At 64.8% G+C, this 19906-nt stretch carries 18 protein-coding genes; 10 read left to right on the top strand and 8 right to left on the bottom strand.

Annotation, left to right across the window (positions count from 1 at the left end):
• Window positions 1–150: 150 nt before the first annotated feature.
• From AC4D1W_RS12765 to allB, 5 genes are all read left to right on the top strand, one after another.
• The gene (locus AC4D1W_RS12765) at window positions 151–951 is read left to right on the top strand and encodes a hydroxypyruvate isomerase family protein (RefSeq protein WP_490898978.1); all 801 of its coding nucleotides are present in this window, start codon (window positions 151–153) and stop codon (window positions 949–951) included.
• Between the two features lie 18 nt (window positions 952–969).
• Window positions 970–1857, top strand: a complete 888-nt coding sequence (locus tag AC4D1W_RS12760) for a 2-hydroxy-3-oxopropionate reductase (RefSeq protein ID WP_490891820.1) — start codon at window positions 970–972, stop codon at window positions 1855–1857.
• A 105-nt stretch (window positions 1858–1962) separates the two neighbouring features.
• Window positions 1963–3741 carry a glyoxylate carboligase gene (gene gcl, locus AC4D1W_RS12755; protein ID WP_490898977.1) on the top strand — a complete coding sequence of 593 codons (1779 nt, stop codon included), beginning with the start codon at window positions 1963–1965 and terminating at the stop codon, window positions 3739–3741.
• 20 nt (window positions 3742–3761) lie between these two features.
• Entirely contained in the window at window positions 3762–4910 is a 1149-nt protein-coding gene (locus AC4D1W_RS12750; RefSeq protein WP_490898976.1) for a glycerate kinase, read from the top strand.
• The gene (gene allB / locus AC4D1W_RS12745; protein ID WP_490898975.1) at window positions 4907–6250 is read left to right on the top strand and encodes an allantoinase AllB; all 1344 of its coding nucleotides are present in this window, start codon (window positions 4907–4909) and stop codon (window positions 6248–6250) included. The genes AC4D1W_RS12750 and allB overlap by 4 nt, the downstream gene beginning before the upstream one ends.
• Window positions 6251–6348: 98 nt before the next feature.
• On the opposite strand, the gene bcp is transcribed toward allB, so the two are convergent.
• Window positions 6349–6819: a thioredoxin-dependent thiol peroxidase gene (gene bcp / locus AC4D1W_RS12740; RefSeq protein WP_490891825.1), complete on the bottom strand. Its 471-nt coding sequence runs from the start codon at window positions 6817–6819 to the stop codon at window positions 6349–6351.
• Window positions 6820–6977: 158 nt separating this feature from the next.
• On the opposite strand from bcp, the gene AC4D1W_RS12735 reads away from it, so the two are divergent.
• On the top strand, window positions 6978–7823 hold the full coding sequence (locus tag AC4D1W_RS12735; RefSeq protein ID WP_490891826.1) for an HpcH/HpaI aldolase/citrate lyase family protein: 846 nt from the start codon (window positions 6978–6980) through the stop codon (window positions 7821–7823).
• A gap of 41 nt (window positions 7824–7864) precedes the next feature.
• On the opposite strand, the gene AC4D1W_RS12730 is transcribed toward AC4D1W_RS12735, so the two are convergent.
• The 6 genes from AC4D1W_RS12730 to AC4D1W_RS12705 form a co-directional block, all read right to left on the bottom strand.
• Window positions 7865–8494, bottom strand: a complete 630-nt coding sequence (locus tag AC4D1W_RS12730; protein ID WP_490898974.1) for a polysaccharide deacetylase family protein — start codon at window positions 8492–8494, stop codon at window positions 7865–7867.
• Window positions 8495–8832: 338 nt separating this feature from the next.
• Window positions 8833–9915 (bottom strand): fatty acid desaturase family protein, encoded by a 1083-nt coding sequence (locus AC4D1W_RS12725; RefSeq protein WP_490891830.1) that lies wholly within the window; start codon window positions 9913–9915, stop codon window positions 8833–8835.
• 221 nt (window positions 9916–10136) lie between these two features.
• A complete protein-coding gene (locus AC4D1W_RS12720; RefSeq protein WP_490898973.1) occupies window positions 10137–11468 on the bottom strand; it encodes an ABC transporter substrate-binding protein in 1332 nt (443 codons plus the stop codon).
• A 69-nt stretch (window positions 11469–11537) separates the two neighbouring features.
• Window positions 11538–12371, bottom strand: coding sequence for a carbohydrate ABC transporter permease (locus AC4D1W_RS12715; protein WP_490892074.1), 834 nt, complete (start codon window positions 12369–12371; stop codon window positions 11538–11540).
• A gap of 65 nt (window positions 12372–12436) precedes the next feature.
• On the bottom strand, window positions 12437–13369 hold the full coding sequence (locus tag AC4D1W_RS12710; protein WP_490898972.1) for a carbohydrate ABC transporter permease: 933 nt from the start codon (window positions 13367–13369) through the stop codon (window positions 12437–12439).
• Window positions 13369–15393 (bottom strand): beta-galactosidase, encoded by a 2025-nt coding sequence (locus AC4D1W_RS12705; RefSeq protein ID WP_490898971.1) that lies wholly within the window; start codon window positions 15391–15393, stop codon window positions 13369–13371. The genes AC4D1W_RS12710 and AC4D1W_RS12705 overlap by 1 nt, the downstream gene beginning before the upstream one ends.
• Before the next feature lie 166 nt (window positions 15394–15559).
• On the opposite strand from AC4D1W_RS12705, the gene AC4D1W_RS12700 reads away from it, so the two are divergent.
• The 4 genes from AC4D1W_RS12700 to AC4D1W_RS12685 all read left to right on the top strand — a co-directional run bounded on the left by AC4D1W_RS12700 (window position 15560) and on the right by AC4D1W_RS12685 (window position 19518).
• A complete protein-coding gene (locus AC4D1W_RS12700) occupies window positions 15560–16576 on the top strand; it encodes a LacI family DNA-binding transcriptional regulator (protein WP_490891837.1) in 1017 nt (338 codons plus the stop codon).
• A gap of 127 nt (window positions 16577–16703) precedes the next feature.
• Window positions 16704–17837: a Re/Si-specific NAD(P)(+) transhydrogenase subunit alpha gene (locus tag AC4D1W_RS12695; protein WP_490898970.1), complete on the top strand. Its 1134-nt coding sequence runs from the start codon at window positions 16704–16706 to the stop codon at window positions 17835–17837.
• On the top strand, window positions 17837–18148 hold the full coding sequence (locus tag AC4D1W_RS12690) for an NAD(P) transhydrogenase subunit alpha part 2 (RefSeq protein WP_490898969.1): 312 nt from the start codon (window positions 17837–17839) through the stop codon (window positions 18146–18148). The genes AC4D1W_RS12695 and AC4D1W_RS12690 overlap by 1 nt, the downstream gene beginning before the upstream one ends.
• Complete coding sequence (locus AC4D1W_RS12685; protein WP_490898968.1) at window positions 18145–19518, top strand: NAD(P)(+) transhydrogenase (Re/Si-specific) subunit beta; 1374 nt, start codon at window positions 18145–18147, stop codon at window positions 19516–19518. Before AC4D1W_RS12690 ends, AC4D1W_RS12685 begins: the two co-directional genes overlap by 4 nt.
• Window positions 19519–19632: 114 nt before the next feature.
• On the opposite strand, the gene AC4D1W_RS12680 is transcribed toward AC4D1W_RS12685, so the two are convergent.
• Window positions 19633–19899 (bottom strand): GlsB/YeaQ/YmgE family stress response membrane protein, encoded by a 267-nt coding sequence (locus tag AC4D1W_RS12680; protein ID WP_490891842.1) that lies wholly within the window; start codon window positions 19897–19899, stop codon window positions 19633–19635.
• Window positions 19900–19906: the final 7 nt, after the last annotated feature.

Below are 19906 nucleotides of genomic sequence, written 5' to 3'. Positions count from 1 at the left end.
CCCACGGACCTGGTGCGAAGGGCCACTTCTGCGCGAGGACCCCGAAGAGAAGGTTGACTCACATCCCTCCAACGCCCTACCATTTCATTAGACAGAAAGTTACTTCCACATTACGGAAGAACAAACAAAGCTAAGCACAAGGGATCGACGATGACCTACACCGTGAACTGCTCCATCCTCCTCACCGAGCTGCCCCTGCTGGAGCGGCCGGCTGCTGCGAAGAAGGCCGGCTTCGACGCCGTCGAGTTCTGGTGGCCCTTCAGCACCTCCACCCCGTCCGACGCCGACATCGTAGCCTTCGAGAACGCCATCACCGATGCGGGCGTCCAGCTCACAGGTCTCAACTTCAACGCCGGCGACATGCCGGGCGGCGATCGTGGCCTCGTTTCCTGGCCCGAGCGGCAGGAGGACTTCCGCGCCAACGTGCCGGTCGTCGTCGGAATCGGTGAGCGGCTGGGCTGCAAGGCCTTCAACGCCCTGTACGGCAACCGGATCGACGGCGTCAGCCCCGAGGAGCAGGACGCTATCGCCGTCGAGAACCTCGCCTTCGCCGCGGAAGCAGTAGCCGCAATCGGCGGCACGGTCCTCGTGGAACCGGTGAGCGGCGCTGAGAGGTACCCGCTGATCACCGCGCAGGACGTACTCGACGTCATCGAGAAAGTCACGGCCACGTCGGGAAAGAGCAACATCAAGCTCCTCGCCGACTTCTACCACCTCGCGGTCAACGGCGACGACGTTGCACAGGTCATCGAGAATCACGCCAGGGACTTCGGCCACATCCAGATCGCCGACGCACCCGGCCGCGGAGCACCCGGCAGCGGCGACCTCCCCCTCGGTGAGTGGATCGCCCGCAGCCGCGAACTCGGCTATCAGGGCCCCATCGGACTCGAGTACAAGGAGCCGGCCGAGGCCGCCTTCACCTGGACCATCCGCGAACACGCCTCCCGCTAAGAACCTAAGGATTCGACAATGAGCACCTCCACCAAGAACGTAACCGTCATCGGTCTCGGCATCATGGGCCTGCCCATGGCCATCAACCTCGTCAAGGCCGGCCACACCGTCACCGGGTTCAACCGCAGCTCCGACAAGATGGACAAGCTCGCCGCCGAGGGCGGAGCAGCGGCAGCCAGCATCGCCGACGCGGTGAAGGATGCCGACGTCGTCATCACCATGGTGCCGGACTCACCGGACGTAGAGGGCGTGGTCAAGGGCGACGACGGCGTCTTCGCCAACGCAAAGAAGGGCGCCCTCTGGATCGACGCCAGCAGCATCCGCCCCGACGTCGCCGCTGAACTCGCGAAGCAGGCCCGCGATGCCGGCCTTCGCCCGCTGGACGCACCGGTTTCGGGAGGCGAGCAAGGTGCAATCGACGCCGCCCTCTCCATCATGGTCGGGGGCGCGAAGGAAGACTTCGATGCCGCCCAGGACGTACTCAACGCCGTCGGCAAGACCATCGTCCACGTTGGCCCGTCCGGCTCCGGTCAGACCGTGAAAGCCGCGAACCAGCTCATTGTCGCCGTCAACATCGGCGTCCTGTCAGAAGCGATCGTCTTCCTCGAGGCCTACGGCGTGGATACCGACGCCGCCCTCAAGGTCCTTGGCGGCGGCCTCGCCGGCTCCAAGGTGCTCGACCAGAAGGGCCAGAAGATGCTCGACCGTAACTTCGACCCCGGTTTCCGACTAGCCCTCCACCACAAGGACCTCGGCATTGTCACCTCAGCCGCCCGTGAAGCCGGCGTTGCCACCCCACTGGGTGCCGTCGTCGCACAGCTGGTTGCCTCACTCGTCAACACGGGTGACGGCGGCCTGGACCACTCCGGCCTGTTCAAGCTGATCAACCAGCTCTCCGGCAAATAACCACCCCCACTTCCCGTTCATTTGGCAGGGCACGCCTCGAAAGACACCTCATAAGGGGTGTGTCCTGCCAACTCGACGGACCGCAGACTCAAGTAGGAGCACACCATGCCCAAAATGCGCGCTGTTGACGCAGCCGTTGCGATCCTGGAAAAGGAGGGCGCCACCACGGCGTTCGGCCTGCCGGGCGCAGCGATCAATCCCTTCTATTCCGCGATGCGAGCCCACGGCGGCATCCACCACGTCCTCGCCCGCCACGTCGAGGGCGCCTCGCACATGGCCGAAGGCTTCACCCGGGCCAAAGCCGGCAACATCGGCATCTGCATCGGCACCTCCGGCCCGGCCGGCACCGACATGATCACCGGCATGTACTCGGCCTGGGCGGACTCCATCCCCATCCTGTGCATCACCGGCCAGGCTCCCGTGGCCAAGCTGCACAAGGAAGACTTCCAGGCAGTGGACATCTCCTCGATCGCCAAGCCGGTCACCAAGATGGCCATGACCGTGCTCGAAGCCGCGCAGGTTCCGGGTGCGTTCCAGAAGGCGTTCTACGAGATGCGGACCGGCCGCCCCGGACCAGTGCTGATCGATCTGCCGATCGACGTGCAGCAGACCGAGATCGAATTCGATCCGGACACCTATGAGCCGCTCCAGGTCCACAAGCCTGCCGCCACGCGCAAGCAGCTGGAGAAGGCACTGGACATGCTGGTTGCAGCCGAAAAGCCGCTGATCGTGGCCGGCGGCGGCATCATCAACGCCAATGCCTCCGAGCAACTGGTGGAGCTCGCCGAACTGCTGAACATCCCGGTCATCCCCACACTCATGGGCTGGGGCACCATCCCGGATGACCACGAGCTGATGGCCGGCATGGTGGGCCTGCAGACCTCGCACCGCTACGGCAACGCCACCATGCTCGAGTCCGACTTCGTGATCGGCATCGGCAACCGCTGGGCCAACCGCCACACCGGGGCCCTCGACGTCTACACCAAGGGCCGCAAGTTCGTTCACATCGACATCGAGCCCACCCAGATCGGCCGCGTCTTCGCCCCGGACTTCGGAATAGTGTCCGACGCCGGCGCAGCACTGAGCGGGCTTGTCGAGATCGCCCGTGAACGCAAGGAGCAGCAGGGCCTGCCCGACTGGAACGCCTGGGTGAAGGACTGTGCGCAGCGGAAGTCCACGATGCAGCGCAAGACCAACTTCACCAACGTGCCGGTCAAGCCGCAGCGCGTGTACCAGGAGATGAACCAGGCATTCGGCCGGGACACCCGCTATGTCTCGACCATCGGGCTCTCCCAGATCGCCGGCGCCCAGTTCCTGCACGTCTACGAGGCCCGCAACTGGATCAACTGCGGTCAGGCCGGCCCGCTGGGCTGGACCGGACCGGCAGCGCTCGGTGTGGTTCAGGCAAGCCCGGGGGAGACCGTCGTCGCACTGTCCGGTGACTATGACTTCCAGTTCATGATCGAAGAGCTGGCGGTCGGCGCGCAGTTCCAGCTGCCGTACATCCACGTGGTGGTGAACAACTCCTACCTCGGCCTGATCCGTCAGGCGCAGCGCGGGTTCGAGATGGACTATCACGTCTCCCTTGCGTTCGAGAATGTGAACGCCCCGGAGCTTGCCGGCTACGGCGTGGACCACATCAAGGTCGCCGAGGGCCTGGGCTGCAAGGCGATCCGCGTCCGTGAGGCCGATGACCTGCAGGCTGCGTTCGAGAAGGCCCGCGCGCTCATGCAGGAGTACCGCGTGCCGGTGATCGTCGAGGTCATCCTGGAACGCGTCACCAACATCGCGATGGGCGCCGCAGGAATCGACGCGATCAACGAGTTCGAGGACCTCGCCGAATCCGCCGACGACGCACCCACAGCCATCTCCCTGCTGGTCTAGAGGGCTGGTTCAATAGCGTCATGCGAATCGTCATCGCACCGGACAAGTTCAAGGGATCGCTGACCGCTCCCGAGGTAGCGGAACGGCTTCGCGCCGGGCTGCTCGCCGCGGATCCGCTCCTCACCGTGGACGCTGTTCCCGTGGCCGACGGCGGCGAGGGCACGCTGGATGCTGCCCTCGCCGCCGGGTTCGACCGTCACACCACGACGGTTTCAGGGCCGACCGGCGAACCCGTCGAAGCACCGATCGCTATCCGCGATTCCACCGCGGTGATCGAGATGGCCCTCGCCTCCGGACTCGCCGTTCTTCCCGGGGGAGTACGGCGGGCCCGCGAGGCCACCAGTCTCGGCACCGGTGAACTGATCCGTTACGCGCTCGACCAGGGCTGCACCAACATCGTGCTCGGCGTCGGCGGCAGCGCCAACACCGACGGCGGCGCCGGGATGTTGGCGGGACTCGGAGCGGTTCTGCTCGACGACGCAGGCGCACCGCTTCCTCCTGGAGGCGCGGCGCTGGCTGAGCTCGCCCGGATCGACCTGTTCGGGCTGGACCCCCGGCTCGCCAACGCGGCGTTCATCCTGGCGTCCGACGTCGACAATCCCCTTCTCGGCCCCACCGGGGCCGCGGCGGTCTTCGGCCCCCAAAAAGGAGCCACGAACGACGACGTCGCGCACCTCGACCACGCGCTCGCGCGGTTCGTTGAGGTACTGGCGAAAGAACTGGGGTCGCGGGTGCAGGCGCAGGCCACGGCTCCCGGTGCCGGCGCCGCAGGTGGTGTCGGGTACGCCGCCCTCGCTGTACTGAACGCGGAGCGCAGGCCGGGCATCGACGTCGTACTGGAACTTACCGGGCTTGCAGCGAAGCTGTCCGGGGCGGATCTTGTGATCACGGGCGAAGGCAGCCTGGACGAGCAGAGCCTCGGCGGCAAGACTCCGCTTGGGGTGGCAAAGGCGGCCGGTGGAATCCCTGTGCTGGCCGTCTGCGGGAGGACCACGCTGACGCAGCAGCAGGTTCAGGAGGCAGGGTTCGTGGGTGCGTATGCGCTGACGGATCTGGAACCGGACGTCGGGAAGTGCATCGCCAATGCCGGCGACCTGCTTCAGCAGGTAGGACACAACATCGCTGCCTCCCTTGGCATCGGTGTCGGATCAAGCGGAGGAAATCCATGAGTACGGAAGCGTTTGACCTCGTGATCCGGGGCGAACGGATTTTGACGACGGCGGGAATCGCCCCGCGTGAGATCGGCGTGCGGGACGGCGTCATTGTGGCGATGGAGCCCCTCGGTAATGGTCTGGACGGTGGGCGCATTGTGGAACTCGCTCCGGACGAGACGCTGATCCCGGGCCTCGTCGATTCCCACGTACACGTCAATGAACCCGGCCGCACGGAGTGGGAGGGCTTCGCGTCCGCCACGAAGGCCGCCGCAGCCGGGGGAGTCACCACCATCATCGATATGCCGCTGAACAGCATCCCGCCGACGGTGAATGTGGACGCGCTCGAGCAGAAGCGGGCCGCGGCGGAAACGCAGTCCTTCGTCGACGTCGGATTCTGGGGCGGTGCGATCCCCGGTAATACGGCCGATCTCCGCCCGCTTCACGACGAGGGCGTCTTCGGCTTCAAGTGTTTCCTGCTTCACTCGGGCGTGGACGAATTCCCGCACCTCGAGGCAGACGAGATGGAACAGGACATGGCGGAGCTGAAGACGTTCGACTCCCTCATGATCGTCCACGCCGAGGATTCGCGTGCCATCGACCGGGCCCCGTCCGCCGAGGGCGACCAGTACGCCAGATTCCTGGCCTCCCGCCCGCGCGGCGCGGAGAACGTGGCCATCGCGGAGGTTATCGAACGCGCCCGCTGGACCGGGGTGCGGGCGCACATCCTGCACCTGTCGTCGTCGGACGCGCTACCCATGATCGCGTCGGCGAAGCGCGACGGCGTGAACCTCACCGTGGAAACGTGCCCGCACTACCTCACGCTGCTCTCGGAGGAGATCCCGAACGGCGCGACGGCGTTCAAGTGCTGCCCTCCCATCCGCGAGGCGTCCAATCGGGAGCTGCTGTGGCAGGGCCTGATGGATGGGACGATCGACTGCATCGTGTCCGACCACTCGCCGTCGACCCTGGACCTGAAGGACCTCGAGAACGGCGACTTCGGTGTGGCCTGGGGCGGCGTGTCCTCACTGCAGTTGGGCCTCTCGCTGATCTGGTCCGAGGCGCGGAAGCGGGACATTCCGCTTGAGCAGGTTGTGGAGTGGATGTCTGCCCGCCCGGCGGCGATCGCGCGGCTCCAGCGGAAGGGAAAGCTCGCGCTCGGATACGATGCCGATTTCTCGGTGTTCGCGGCGGACGACACCTTCGTGGTGGACGTCCACAAGCTCCACCACAAGAACCCGATCTCGCCCTACGCGGGCAAGGCGCTGTCCGGCGTCGTCCGCTCCACCTACCTGCGAGGTGAGGTGCTGGACCTCGAGAAGCCAACGGGCCGCCTGCTCCGCAGGGGCGCGGCGTAAGCCGCCCACCAAAGACTCCGGAAGGGTGCTAGCACGTCCATCCGGGAACGCAGAAGGCCCTCCCCTCTCGCCGGGGGAGGGCCTTTTGCATATGAAAACTAGGCGACGCTCAGCTGTTCACGCAGTCGTGTGACGTGGCCCTTGGCTTCGACGCCGTACTCGGCGTGCTGTACGGTGCCGTCCGGGCCGACAACGATGGTGGAACGAATGATGCCGACGACGGTCTCACCGTTGCGCTGGCGTTCGCCGTACGCGCCCCATGCTTTGGCGACGGCGTTGTCCACATCGGAGAGCAGGGGGAACGCCAGCCCGTGGTTGCTGGTGAAGGAGGCGAGTTCTTCCGGCGTATCCGGCGAGATGCCGACAACGCTGAAGCCTGCGCCCTGGAGCGATGCCAGGTTGTCGCGGAAGTCGCATGCTTCCGTGGTGCACCCCGGCGTCTCGGCCTTGGGGTAGAAGTACACAACAACGCTGCGTTGGCGGAACTCCGCGAAGCTTACCGGCTGTCCATCGGCGTCGGGGAGGGTGAACGAGGGAGCCGGATCTCCGACTGCAAGCTGGGTGCTCATGCTCTTCTCTTTCGTCTGGTGATAATTAGTTATTATATTGCGAAAAGGCTTAATGAGGGTGGTCAGCACGGCCAGAAGTCTCTTTTGGTCGTAGTGTTTACCGTCCTAAACCGTCGTGCGGTGGATTACGACGACGCCCGTTGCGTAAGGTTCTAGGTATGGCCCCCCTTCGTAATAGCCGCGCTGCCGCGCTTCCCGCCAAGCTGTCCCGTTCCTGGCTGCTCGCCTCCGCGGCGTCGGAGGAAAACTTCGCGCCGGCGCTGGCTTCCGAGGCGGATTCGGTGGTCTTCGACATCGAGGACGCGGTGCCCACGGAGTCCAAGGCTGAAGCACGCGAACGTGTGGTGGAGGCCCTTTCCACCGGCATGACCGCCTGGGTCCGGGTGAACGGCATCGAGACCGACTACTGGGCCGATGACCTCGCCGCGCTCTCCGGGGCACCCGGCCTGCGCGGCGTCATGCTCGCCATGACCGAGAAGCCGGAGCAGGTTACGCATACCGCCATGCGCCTGCAGGCCGGTACTCCCGTGCTCGCCCTGGTCGAGTCCGCCCTCGGCATCGAGAACGCCACGGCAATTGCCAGCGCTCCCGGCACGTTCCGTCTGGCCTTCGGTGTGGGCGACTTCCGCCGTGACACCGGTGCCTCCGATGATCCAATGGCCCTGGCCTACGCCCGTGCAAAGCTCGTGGTCGCCTCCCGGGTGGGTCAGTTGCCCGGGCCGATCGACGGACCCACGGTGGGCGCGCTGGGTGAAGACCTGCTCGAAGCCTGCAAGGTCACGGCGTCCATGGGGATGACCGGGAAGCTCTGCCTGCGGCCCGAGGCGGCGGACACGATCAACAAGGGCCTGTCGCCCAGCGAGTCCGAGATTCTGTGGGCGCACGAACTCCTCGATGCCCACGCCTCCGGTGCGGTGGTGGGCGATGGTTCCTACCTGCCGCGCCTTGCCCGCGCGCAGAAAATTTCCTCCCTGGCGGACTCCTACGGACTCTGGAACGCCTAGAGGCTGTTTAGACGACGCCGGCTTCCACCCCGGGCGGTCGCTCAAGCTGTGAAGATGTCGTTCAGGGTCACCGTTGTCAGTTGGCGGTCGCTGATGAGCTGTCTGAGTTGTGGGAACGCGTTCGTGACGGGCAGAAAGTTGAGATGCCCTATAACGATATGAGCGGGTAAAAACCATTCTGTAGCGTGGTCGATGATTTGCTGCTCAGTGAGTAATCCGGAATCGGCGAGAGAGCCGTACCACATGATGGGGGCGGTGTAACCGATCGAGGCTGCAACGGCGTCCGTGCGTGCGTCGCGGTATCCGTACGGTGGGCGGTAGTAGGGGCGGGCGTCCACGCCGAACGTGGAGGCAATGAAGTCGTGGTTGCGTTGCAGCTCCGCGACGATATCTGCGTCACTGAGGCTGGTGAGGTCGGCGTGGGACCAGGTGTGATTGGCGACCTGGATCTGTCCGGAAGCGACGAGCGGTCCAAGTAGCGCCGCGTGCTCTGTCCACCCGGGGTATGAGCCGTTGAGGAAAAACGTGAGTCGGGTGCCACTTGTCCGGGCGAACTCGGTGTACCGCCGAATGACCTCGCTGTCCGATCCGTCGTCGACGGTCCACGCGAGGACTCGTTCGGCTGTGGGGAGGCCGGTGACAACTCCAGCCGGTAGCGGCACTTTCGTCACGGCTGGTGGTGCCGGCGGTGGGACGGGGGTGGGTGTCGGTACCACCGGTGATGGTTGCGGGGCCGGTGGTTTTGTAGGGAGCCTGGATTCTGTTGGAAGCTTCGAGGGGCTTGTGCAGGCGGCCAGCCCAAGACTCATACCTGTTGCAGCGATTGCTCTGATGAATCTCCGGCGTTCCACAGCGAGCCCTTTTCCTAAACGTGAACAGAAATGTGGGGCACACTCCTTTTCATCGGATACTACCTGCGAATAAGGCGCAGTTCCCCAAACGACGACGGCGACCGCTCACCGATTGGTGAGGGTCGCCGTCGTAATTGGCTAGGTGAAACTAGGTGAGATTAGCGCCTGCGGTACCGGTTGACCATCGGGCAGTCAAAGGGATCGCGGGCTGCGAGGCCTACCCGGTTCAGGTAGGAGACAACCGCGCCGTACGATGCCGCAACTCCCACTTCGGTGTAGGGAACCTTGAGCCGATCGCAGTGCTCGCGGACAATCACAGCCGCCTTGCGCAGGTGTGGGCGCGGCATGTCCGGGAAGAGGTGGTGCTCGATCTGGAAGTTCAGGCCGCCGAAGGCGTTGTTGATGAAGTTGCCGCCGCGGATGTTGCGCGAGGTCAGGACCTGCTTCTGGAAGAAGTCGAGCTTGCTGTCGCGGGGGATAACCGGCATGCCCTTGTGGTTCGGTGCGAACGAGGCACCCATGTAGACGCCGAAGACCGCCATCTGCACGCCGATGAAGGCGAACGCCATGCCGACGGGCAGGAACCAGAACAGCACGCCGAGGTACAGGCCGAAGCGAATCGCGAGTAGGGCAAGCTCAACCCAGCGGCCCTGGATGGCGCCGGGCCGGAACAGGGTGGCGATGGAACGGGCGTGCAGGTTGATGCCCTCGAGCGTCAGGAGCGGGAAGAACAGGTAACCCTGGCGGCGGGTGACCCAGGCATGGATGCCCTTCGCCTTGGCGGCGTCTTCCTCGATGAACGAGATGGTGTCTATCTCGATGTCCGGGTCTTTGCCCACCACGTTGGGATCATTGTGGTGACGGGAATGCTTGTTCATCCACCACTGGTAGCTGATTCCGACGACGCCGGCAGCCAGGATGCGCCCGGACCAGTCGTTGGCGCTGCGGGAGGCGAAGATCTGGCGGTGGGAGGCTTCATGTGCCAGGAATGCGATCTGCGTCAGGACAATGCCTAGGACGCCGGCAATCAGGAGTTGGAACCAGGTGTCGCCGAGGAGGGCGAATCCGGTCCAGGCTGCGACGAGCGCCAGTCCCAGGGACACCATGACGGTGATATAGAACCCGCGCTTGCGGGTTAGCAGGCCCTCTTTCCGCACTTCCTTGAGGAGGGTGGCGTAGGAGGCAACGACGTCGTTTGGTTTTGAAACGCGAACCGTACGGGCGGGTGAAGTGATTGTCATGAAAAGTCCTGAAGTCAATAATCGACTTCCCAGCCGCGGAGGGTCCCCAATTTCCCGAAGATTCCTCAACGGTACAGCCACAGTCTGATGGTGCGCTGTGAATATGCCGTCCGCTGACTATTTCGGGGAACAATGCGGGTATACAATTATCGGCTTGTCGCATGACCGCCGTGAATAAATGACGTTCATGCGACAGGCCGACAAATGTGGAAATGGAGGAGTTACTCGACCACGGGAATGGACTGGGCCTTCAGCGCCTCGACGGTCTGCTCCTCGCCGCGCTTCAGAGCTTCGGACAGCGTGGACTCTCCGCCGATGGCAGCTCCGAACCCATCGGAAACATCCGTGTAGGTCTGAGTCATGGTCGGGCCCCAGGTGAACTCGGGATCAACGTTCCCGGATGCCTCGGCGAAGACGTCGTAGACGGCCTGGCCGCCGAAGAACTCTGACTCTTCGTTGAATGCCTCGAGATCAGCGCCCGCCTTTGCAGCCGGGTAGAGCCCACCGAGCTCGTTCGTCAGAGCGAGCGCCTCGGGGTCGGTGTTGAGCCAGAGGGCAAACTGCGAGGCCTCGTACGGGTGCTCGGATCCCTTCAGCACTGCCGTGGAGGAACCGCCCCAGTTACCTGCGGAGCTCTGGTCTGCGTCCCACTGGGGCATGGGTGCAACTGCCCACTTGCCCGCGGTGTCGGGCGCTCCACTCTGCAGTGTCGAGGTGCCCCAGACCGCTGAGACCCAGGTCCACTGATCGCCCTCGTTGAAGGAAGCGTTCCACTCATCCGAGAAGGAGGGGAGCGTGGACACGAGGTCGTCCTCGAGCAGTCCCTGCCAGTACTCGGCCACCTGCGTGGACTCTTCGCCGGTCAGGTTTACTTCCCAGCCGTCTTCCTCGCTGCTGAACCACTTGCCGCCCGCCTGCCACACCAGGCCGGCGAACCAGTTCACGTCCGAGCGCGGGAAGTTGGTGATGTAGCCGCCCTCTTCGCGGATCTGCTCGGCAGCAGTTGCGTACTCTTCCCAGGTGGTCGGGACTTCGATACCGGCCTGCTCGAAGAGGTCGGCGCGGTAGAACAGGGCCATGGGGCCGCTGTCCTGCGGGACCGCGTAGACGGCGTCTTCTTCTCCGAAGGTCACCTGGTTCCAGGTCCAGTCGATGAACTGGTCGCCGGCGTCACCAATGCCTTCGCAGCCGGCGATATTCTCGAGCCCGTCCTGCACGCGGAAGTTCGGCAGGGCGTCGTATTCGATCTGACCCAGATCGGGTGCATTACCCGCCTGCAACTGGTTGAAGAAGTTCTGGTAGGTGCCGGAGTTCCCGTTGGGGCCCGTCTGCACCGTCACCTGGATGTCCGGATTCTCCTCGTTCCACAACTCGACGACCTGGTCCATACCAGGGACCCACGTTGTGAAGTTCAGCTCCACGGGCTCGGTGGACGGCTCGCACGCCGCTGCTTCTGGAGCCCCGGCGGAGTCGCCTCCACCGGAGCAGCCCGCGAGGGCTAGCGCGGAGACCATGACGACGGCGGCGGTGGTCTTTCCGTGATGCATACGCATTCTGTATTTCCTTCTTGTATGGACGGTGCCGGCAGGCGGGTGCCTTCCGGCGATTTCATGCGGTCTGTGTTACTTGACGCTTCCCGCACCGAGCCCGCTGCTCCAGAATCGCTGCAGGCCGAGGAAAGCGATGATGAGGGGAACGATTGAGACCAGCGCACCGATGATCACGTAGGTGCGCAGTTCGGGGATCTGGCTGATCTGGCTGTTCCACGCGTACAGGCCGAGCGTGACCGGGAACAGCGCCTGGTCGCGCAGCATGATCAGCGGGAGGAAGAAGTTGTTCCAGATGGCGACGAACTGGAACAGGAAGATCGTGACGAGTGCCGGTGCCATCAGGCGTGTGGACACCGTAAAGAAGGTCCGTACTTCACCTGAGCCGTCGAGCCGCGCAGCTTCCAGGAGTTCACCGGGGACGCTGGCTGCAGCGTAGATCCGGGCGAGGTAGACACCGAAAGGGCTTACGAGGCTGGGCAGGAAGACCGCCCAGTAGGTGTTCGTCAGGTTCACTTCGCTGAAGATCAGGAACAGGGGCAGAGCCAGTGCAGTCGCGGGCACCAGCACGCCGCTGAGGACGACGTTGAAGATAAGCTCGCGGCCCTTGAACTCGTACTTGGCCAGGGCGTAACCACACATTGCCGCAATGACCGTGCCGAGCAGTGCGCCCGCGCCGGCGTAGAGGGCGCTGTTGAGCAGCCACTTGATGAACAACCCGTTCTGATACTGGAACAGTCCGGTGAGGTTGCTGAAGAAGGTGGAGAGGGAGTCCGGTGTGAACCACAGTGGTGCGGATCCGGTGATCTCGCCGCCTGTTTTTGTGGAGGTGACGAGCAACCACCAGATGGGGGTCAGGAAGTAGAGGGTGAAGACTCCCATGATCAGCATCGCTGCGGCGCGCGACATCCCGTTTTGCCGGGGGCCTCGTGAGTGTGCCTTCTCTGCGGCGGACAGGGGAGGGGCTGCCGTGGTCATTGGGATACCTTCCGCTGGGTCGCCTTCAGGAAGACAAAGGAGAGGATGAACGTGGCGAGCGCCAGCACAACCGAGAAGGCGGCGGCCAGGTTGTAGTTGGGGATCGACGCCGTGGTGTACACGGCCAGGTTCGGCGTGTAGGTGCTGCTGATTGCCGAGCTGAAGCTCCGCAGGGTCTGCGGTTCGGCGAGCAGCTGAAGTGTGCCGATGATGGAGAACACCGCGGTAAGAATGATGGCCGGCGTCACCAACGGGATCTTGATGCGCCAGGCGATCTGCGCGTTGGAAGCGCCGTCGAGCCGTGCCGCCTCGTAGATCTCAGTGGGAATGGCGAGCAGTGACGCATAGATAATGAGCATGTTGTAGCCCACGTAGACCCACGTCACAATGTTGGCGATTGACCATAGCACCAACGACCCGTCGAGGAAGTTGATCTCGGATGTCACGGCGCCGAAGGGCGACAGGGACGGCGAGTAAAGGAAACCCCACATGATGGCGGCGATGACGCCGGGCACGGCATAGGGAGCGAAGAATGCCAGACGGAAGAACCGCTTGCCCTTGAGAAGCGGCGAATCGAGCAGCAGCGCGAACAGGAGCGCCATGCCCAGCATGACCGGAACCTGCACCACGCCGAACAGCAGTACCCGGCCGACGGAAGCCCAGAATGCCTGGTCCTGGAAGACGAGGGTGTACTGGGTGAACCCGCCGAATACCTGCTGCGGTGGTCCGAACGTTCCTTCGCGCTCCACCGTGAGCAGCGACTGGATCACAGCGAAGATGATCGGCGCCGCGTAGAAGAGGATGAAGAGCACGGCAAACGGTGCAACGAAGACGGCTACCGCCCTGCGCGTACTGCGCCCCTTCTGCGTCTTGCGCGGTGTTTTCCCTTTAGCGCCCGGCGGCGTGTGGGTCTGGTCCAGAGTAGCCATCAGTTGGCCTCCTTGCCTGTTGAATCGGTGCGCACAACGCGTACGGTGCCTGCCGGTACAACGACGACGTCGGCGACCTCGGTCCCGAGCACCATTTCGTTCCCGGTGATTCGGTGTTTGTAATCCTGCGTGGTGTGGTTGATGAAGAAGACGTAGCGCTGGTCCCCGGACACCCGCTCGACGGTTTCGACGCCACGGGTTCCGGAAACGCGAATTCCGGCGTGGCGGGCGGCGTCGCTGATCACTTCAAGAAGTGATTCCTTCGCAAGCGAGGTGCCAAGGTACCAGGCGGCGCCGTCGTGAAAGGAGTTGCGCGTGACAGCCGGGGTGCCGGCCAGCGGGCCTTCACTGATTGTCAGAACTGCTTCAGCGCTCGTCACGTGAAGCGCCTCGCTCCAGAGTGCCGCCGTCGTGCCGTTTGATAGTGGCAGCTGCTGGCCGGCGGCCAGCGGATGGAATTCTTCCACCCGGACGCCGAGCAGGTCACGGAAGGCGCCGGGGTAGCCTCCGGGCCGGACCCGCTCGTTTTCGTCCACGATGCCGCTGAAGAAGGAGACGACGGCGTTGCCTCCCTGGCGCACATAGTCCGTGAGCCGGCGGGCGTCCTCGTCGGACACGAGGTACAGCGCCGGAACGAGCACGAGGTCGTAGGCGGTGAAGTCGCCGTCGGGCGGCAGGAAATCGGCCGTGATGCCCGCGTCCCAGAGCGCACCGTAGAGCGCGTGCACCTGATCGAGGTAGCGCAGGTCGGAGGAGGGGTGGGAATCGGAATCGCAGGCCCACCAGGCTTCCCAGCTGAAGACCACCGCGGCACGCGCTGTGACCGTGCTTCCGGCGATTTCGCGCAGGCGGCCCAGCGTGGCGCCAAGCTCACTGACCTCGCGCCAGATCTTCGACTCGGTCCCGGCGTGGGGGAGCATGGCGGAGTGGAATTTCTCGCTGCCCTGCAGCGATGCCCGCCATTGGAAGAAGCACAGCCCATCGGCACCACGCGCGAGGTGGGCCAGGGAGTTCCGCAGCAGCTCACCGGGCGCCTTTGCAATGTTCCGGGGCTGCCAGTTGACGGCGCTGGTGGCGTGCTCCATCAGGATCCAGGACTGGTTCCGGGCGAGGCCGCGGGTGAGATCCGCCGCGAAGGCAATCTCCTGCACCGGGTCATCCAGGCGGTGGTCGGGGTAGTGGTCGTTGGCGATGACGTCCATCTCCGGCGCCCACTGCCAGTAGTTTTGCGTGCGGATGTGCGCGGTCACCATGAAGTTGGTGGTGACGGGAACGTTGCTGGAGGTTCGTAGCACCTCGGCCTCGGCCCGGTAGTACCCGAGGAGCTCGTCCGAGCTGAAGCGCCGAAAGTCCAGTGTCTGCGTCGGGTTGGGGGTGGCGTGCGGGGTGCGCGGAGGAAGGATTTGCTCCCACGCTGAGTACCGCTGGCTCCAGAAGGCGGTGCCCCAGGCGGTGTTGAGGGCCTCAAGGCTTGCGTAGCGATCCTGCAGCCAACGGCGGAAGGAAGCGGCGGAGGTGTCGCAGTAGCAGAGGGCGTTGTGGCAGCCCAATTCGTTCGAGACGTGCCAGAGGCGGAGCGCGGGGTGCTCGCCGTACCTGCGCGCGATTTCCTCGACCAGCCGGATCGCATGGGAACGGAAAACGGGGGAGCTGGGGCACCAGGCCTGGCGTCCGCCAGGCCAGCGGGTGTCGCCGTCGACCGTTACGGGAAGGATCTCCGGGTATGCGGTGCTCAGCCACGGCGGTGGGGAAGCCGTGCCGGTTCCCAGGTTCACGCCGATGCCGTTGTCGTGGAGGAGGTCCATGATGGCGTCGAGCCGGGTGAAAGTGAAGGTCTCGGCGTCGGGCTGCAGTTCTGCCCAGCCGAAAATGTTGATGGCAACCAGATTGACACCGGCCTCCCGCATCAGCCGGACGTCCTCTGCCCAGGTGGCTTCATCCCACTGCTCGGGGTTGTAGTCACAGCCGAAAACCAGATCGCCGTTTGGGGCGAGCTGGGCGATCGGAGAGGTATTGGTGAGCACACTGGTCCTTGGCTGGTTGTCTTCGCGTTATGGGAACGTTCCCAGAGGCGGTCGCGTGGTATGAAGTGCGGTGATCTGGGAACGTTCACAGAGTAGTGTGCGTCACAACGGCATGTCAACGTTTATTCTGATCCTGCCGGATTCCCAGCTCCGTTACAGTAGCGGTATGGACTCCACTCGCACGCGACGGCGGCGGGCAACTATCAACGACGTTGCCTCTGCTGCAGGCTTGTCGCGGGGGACCGTTTCCCGCGTGGTGAACGGGGAAAAGTACGTCTCGCCCGAGGCAAAAATGGCGGTCGAATCCGCAATCGCCAAGGTCGGTTACGTACGCAACTCGGCGGCGCGGAACCTCGTGCGGCAGGAGTCCCGGGCCATCGGCCTCATCATCCATGAGCCACACTCGCTGTTGTTCGAGGACCCCAACATCGGGTCCATTCTCCTCGGCGCCAACTCGGTGCTCTCCGCAGCCGATTATCAGCTCGTGTCGCTGATAATCGACACTGCCCGCGACAGTGACCGGGTGGCCGACTACCTGCGTGGCGGGCTGGTTGACGGTGCCGTCATTATCTCCGCCAGAACCGCCGATCCCATCGCGACGGCGGTGCGGAACCTCAGGATCCCGGCCGCTTTTGTGGGTCACCCGCCGGGCACCCCCGACATTCCGTACGTGGGGATCGACAACGAGACCGCTGCCCAGACCATCGTTCAGCGGCTGCTGGACACCGGCCGTACCAGGGTGGGCATGATTGCGTGCGCACTTGATCGTGACTCGGGCCAGGACCGGCTTGCAGGGTTCCGGAAAGCGCTCGGCCCGGCGTTCGATCCCGAGCTCGTTCTCGAGTTCCCGCTGTACACCTATGCCGCAGGCGCGGATGGCATGGCCGAGCTCCTGCGCCGGCGGCCGGACCTCGACGGCGTTTTCGCCGCCTCGGATGCGGTGGCAGCGGGTGCCATGACCACCCTGCAGGAGCAGGGGCGCAGGGTGCCCGACGACGTCGGAATAGTCGGCTTCGATGACAGCAGTTGGGCGCTGCGCTGCAAGCCGCAGCTGTCCACGGTGAAGCAGCCGGCGGACCTGCTGGGACGTGCGGCCGCCGAACTGGTTCTCGCGCAGATCGAAGGCAAGGACGCCGAGGTGCGGATGCTCAGTACGTCCGTGGTGTGGCGGGAGTCCGCCTGACCCGGCGGAACCGCACATAACCTTCCCGCAACACCGCAGGGTGTTCCGTTCCGCGAACACGCGTGCTGTGTGATGCTAAGTTCCAGCGGCTGGGCGACGGCGCCCCCGTTCGGAAGGGTGCCAGATCGTGTTGGTGGGAGTGAAGCGGGAAACCCGTGCCGGTGAACGCCGTGTGGCGGCTACGCCCGCCTCCGTCCGCCAACTCACGAAGCTCGGTCTGGACGTCGCCGTGGAATCACTGGCCGGTGTTCAGGCAGGTCACGACGACGACGCCTACCGCGCCTCCGGAGCGGACGTCGCTCCCCGCCTCGGCCAGGTCGACGTCCTGTGCCACGTAGCACCCCTGACAGCGGATGACGCCGGCCAGTTGAGCCCTGGCACGGTCACCGTCGGCTTTGCGTCACCGGCCGCCGAGCTTGCCACCGTTCGGGCCCTGGCGCAGGCCGGAGTCACCTCATTCGCGCTCGAACTGGTCCCGCGGATATCACGTGCCCAGTCCATGGATGCGCTGTCCTCCCAGTCCCTCGTTGCCGGGTACCGCGCGGTTCTGGAAGCCGCGATCCGGTTCCCGCGCTTCTTCCCCCTGTACATGACCGCCGCGGGAACCGTGCCGCCGGCACGCGTCCTGGTGCTCGGCGCCGGGGTTGCAGGACTTCAGGCAATCGGCACGGCGAAGCGGCTTGGCGCGCGGGTGTCCGCCTACGACGTCCGTCCTGCCTCCGCCGAGGAGGTCACCTCCCTCGGCGGTACCTTCATCAAACTGGACCTGGAGACCATTGAGGGCACCGGCGGGTATGCCCGCGAGATGAGCGAGGACCGTGCCCAGCGCCAGCGCGAACTCCTCGCGCCGCATATTGCCGCCTCCGACGTCCTCATCACCACCGCCGCCGTACCCGGCCGGCGGGCGCCGCTGCTCGTGACCACCGCCATGGTGCAGGGGATGAAGGGCGGTGCCGTCGTCGTCGATCTGGCCGCCGAGACCGGCGGCAATGTGGAGGGCGTGCAGGCCGGGCACGACGTCGTCGTTCCCGCTTCCGGCGGCGACGTCACCCTGGTGGGGATGAAGGATGCTGCATCGGCGATGGCTGCCGACGCCTCCCGACTGTTCGCCGCGAACGTTGCGAATCTGGTGGAGCTCATGACCGTCGATGGGCGTGTGGTGCCCGACTTCACCGACGACGTCGTTGCCGGTGCCTGCCTCACCCACGACGGCAAGGTGATGCACGAACCCACGGCGGCTGCGCTGAAAGGAGAACCCTGATGGACCTTCCCGCCTTGCTCACCGTGGTGGTGCTTGCCGTGTTCGTCGGCTTTGAGGTGGTCTCCAAAGTGACGAGCACGCTCCACACTCCGCTCATGTCCGGAGCGAACGCAATCCACGGGATCATCCTCATCGGTGCCATCCTCGTAGCCGGCCATGCCACTGAACCGCTGCTGCTCGGATTGGCGCTGCTGGCGGTGCTGCTCGCGACGGTGAACCTCGTGGGCGGATTCGTGGTGACCGACCGGATGCTCCATATGTTCAGGGGCCGCAACCAGTCAAGGCAGTCCGTCAGGAAGCCTGACGCATGAACATCCTCCCGGCGGAAGCGACTGCGTTGCTTTACCTGGCTGTGGCCGTGTGCTTCATCCTGGCGCTCAAGGGCCTGAGTTCTCCCCGCACTGCCCGTCGCGGGAACCTGATCGGGGCCGGTGGAGCTGCGCTCGCCGTCGTGACGGTCCTCCTCTCCGCCCGGCTGGAAAACCTGCCCGCCATCCTCGTGGCGGTCGCCCTGGGCGCCGGGATTGCCGCACCGATCGCACGGCGGGTTCAGATGACCCAGATGCCCCAGCTCGTGGCTCTCTTCAACGGCGTCGGCGGTGGTGCAGCGGCGCTGGTGGCAATCCTTGAACTGGCCGGAACCGACGCCGCCTGGGTGCGCGCCGCCGTCGTCTTCACGCTCGTGGTGGGTGCGGTGTCGTTCGCCGGGTCGGGTGTCACGGTGGCGAAGCTGCAGGAACTGATCACCACGCGGCCGGTCATCTTCAGCGGCATGCGATGGGTGATGACGGCCGTCGTCGTCGTACTCCTGGTTGCGGCGGTACTGGTGACGGTGACGGGGAACGTGGTGTGGGCGACTGTCCTGCTGCTGCTTGGGCTGGCAGGCGGCGTACTGCTGGTGTTGCCGGTCGGCGGGGCGGACGTCCCGATTGTTATCTCGCTACTCAACGCGTTTACGGGGCTTGCCGTGGCGGCGTCGGGCATCGTGCTGGACAATGTGTTGTTGTTGGTCGCAGGGACGCTGGTTGGCGCGAGCGGCACCATCCTGACCCGGGCGATGGCGGCAGCGATGGGGCGCGGCGTCGGAGGAATTCTCTTCGGTGCGTTCCGCGGCGGTTCGACCGCGGGGGCAGGTGCGGTGAGCGAGCGTCCGGTGCGGGCGTCGGGGCCGGACGACGTTTCCGTGATGCTCGGGTATGCGCAGCGGGTGGTGATTGTGCCGGGATACGGCCTCGCGGTGTCGCAGGGACAGCACACGATCGCGGAGCTCGCCGAGGCACTGGAGGCCCGCGGAGTGGAAGTGTCTTTCGCAATCCACCCGGTCGCGGGACGGATGCCGGGCCACATGAATGTGCTCCTGGCGGAAGCCAATGTGCCGTACGAGTCGCTGAGGGAGATGGCCGAAGTGAATCCGGAGTTCCGGAACATGGACGTCGCCCTGGTTGTGGGCGCGAACGACGTCGTGAATCCGGCCGCGAAGTCATCACCGGGTTCGCCGATCTACGGGATGCCGATTCTCGAGGTGGCTGATGCCGGGCAGGTGGTATTCCTGAAGCGGTCGATGCGCCCGGGATTCGCGGGCATCGAGAATGAGTTGCTGTACTCGCCGAAAACCACCCTGCTGTTCGGCGACGCCAAGGAGTCGCTGACCCGGGTGCTCAGCGCGGTGAAGGCGCTGTAACCGCGTGCACCTTGCACGTCTCCGAGGTTAAGTCTGCGGCGCTAAACAGCTCAATCCGGACACTCAGGAGAGGTTTTGCCTCCAGAATGTCCGGATTGAGCAGGTTTCCGCTGGTTACCGGCGGACGCTGCGGTTGCGACGCCCTGACATGCTCTCGGCAACGCCGATCAGCAGTACGGCTGCGATGACCGCAACAATGAAGCCGAGGACGTTCAACTCGAAGATGTCGCCGGTCCCGAGCAGATTCGCAATCACGCCGCCGATCACCGATCCGGCAAGTCCGAGCAGAAGTGTTGCGAGTATTCCGAGGTTCTGCTTGCCAGGCTTGATGAGCCGGGCAAGCGCCCCAATGATCAATCCGGCAATGATGAAGCCAATCATGATGCCT

It is taken from the genome of Arthrobacter sp. TJ-170 (genome assembly GCF_058269305.1).
Note: the sequence above shows the minus strand (reverse complement) of the source record. Positions and strands in the feature narration are given on the sequence as shown.

Bases quoted from the DNA above. Each gene is read 5' to 3' on its own strand.
- AC4D1W_RS12765 (WP_490898978.1), top strand. From the start codon at position 151: ATGACCTACACCGTGAACTGCTCCATCCTCCTCACCGAGCTGCCCCTG.
- AC4D1W_RS12760 (WP_490891820.1), top strand. From the start codon at position 970: ATGAGCACCTCCACCAAGAACGTAACCGTCATCGGTCTCGGCATCATG.
- gcl (WP_490898977.1), top strand. From the start codon at position 1,963: ATGCCCAAAATGCGCGCTGTTGACGCAGCCGTTGCGATCCTGGAAAAG.
- AC4D1W_RS12750 (WP_490898976.1), top strand. From the start codon at position 3,762: ATGCGAATCGTCATCGCACCGGACAAGTTCAAGGGATCGCTGACCGCT.
- allB (WP_490898975.1), top strand. From the start codon at position 4,907: ATGAGTACGGAAGCGTTTGACCTCGTGATCCGGGGCGAACGGATTTTG.
- bcp (WP_490891825.1), bottom strand. From the start codon at position 6,819: ATGAGCACCCAGCTTGCAGTCGGAGATCCGGCTCCCTCGTTCACCCTC.
- AC4D1W_RS12735 (WP_490891826.1), top strand. From the start codon at position 6,978: ATGGCCCCCCTTCGTAATAGCCGCGCTGCCGCGCTTCCCGCCAAGCTG.
- AC4D1W_RS12725 (WP_490891830.1), bottom strand. From the start codon at position 9,915: ATGACAATCACTTCACCCGCCCGTACGGTTCGCGTTTCAAAACCAAAC.
- AC4D1W_RS12720 (WP_490898973.1), bottom strand. From the start codon at position 11,468: ATGCGTATGCATCACGGAAAGACCACCGCCGCCGTCGTCATGGTCTCC.
- AC4D1W_RS12715 (WP_490892074.1), bottom strand. From the start codon at position 12,371: ATGTCGCGCGCCGCAGCGATGCTGATCATGGGAGTCTTCACCCTCTAC.
- AC4D1W_RS12710 (WP_490898972.1), bottom strand. From the start codon at position 13,369: ATGGCTACTCTGGACCAGACCCACACGCCGCCGGGCGCTAAAGGGAAA.
- AC4D1W_RS12700 (WP_490891837.1), top strand. From the start codon at position 15,560: ATGGACTCCACTCGCACGCGACGGCGGCGGGCAACTATCAACGACGTT.
- AC4D1W_RS12690 (WP_490898969.1), top strand. From the start codon at position 17,837: ATGGACCTTCCCGCCTTGCTCACCGTGGTGGTGCTTGCCGTGTTCGTC.
- AC4D1W_RS12685 (WP_490898968.1), top strand. From the start codon at position 18,145: ATGAACATCCTCCCGGCGGAAGCGACTGCGTTGCTTTACCTGGCTGTG.
- AC4D1W_RS12680 (WP_490891842.1), bottom strand. From the start codon at position 19,899: ATGATTGGCTTCATCATTGCCGGATTGATCATTGGGGCGCTTGCCCGG.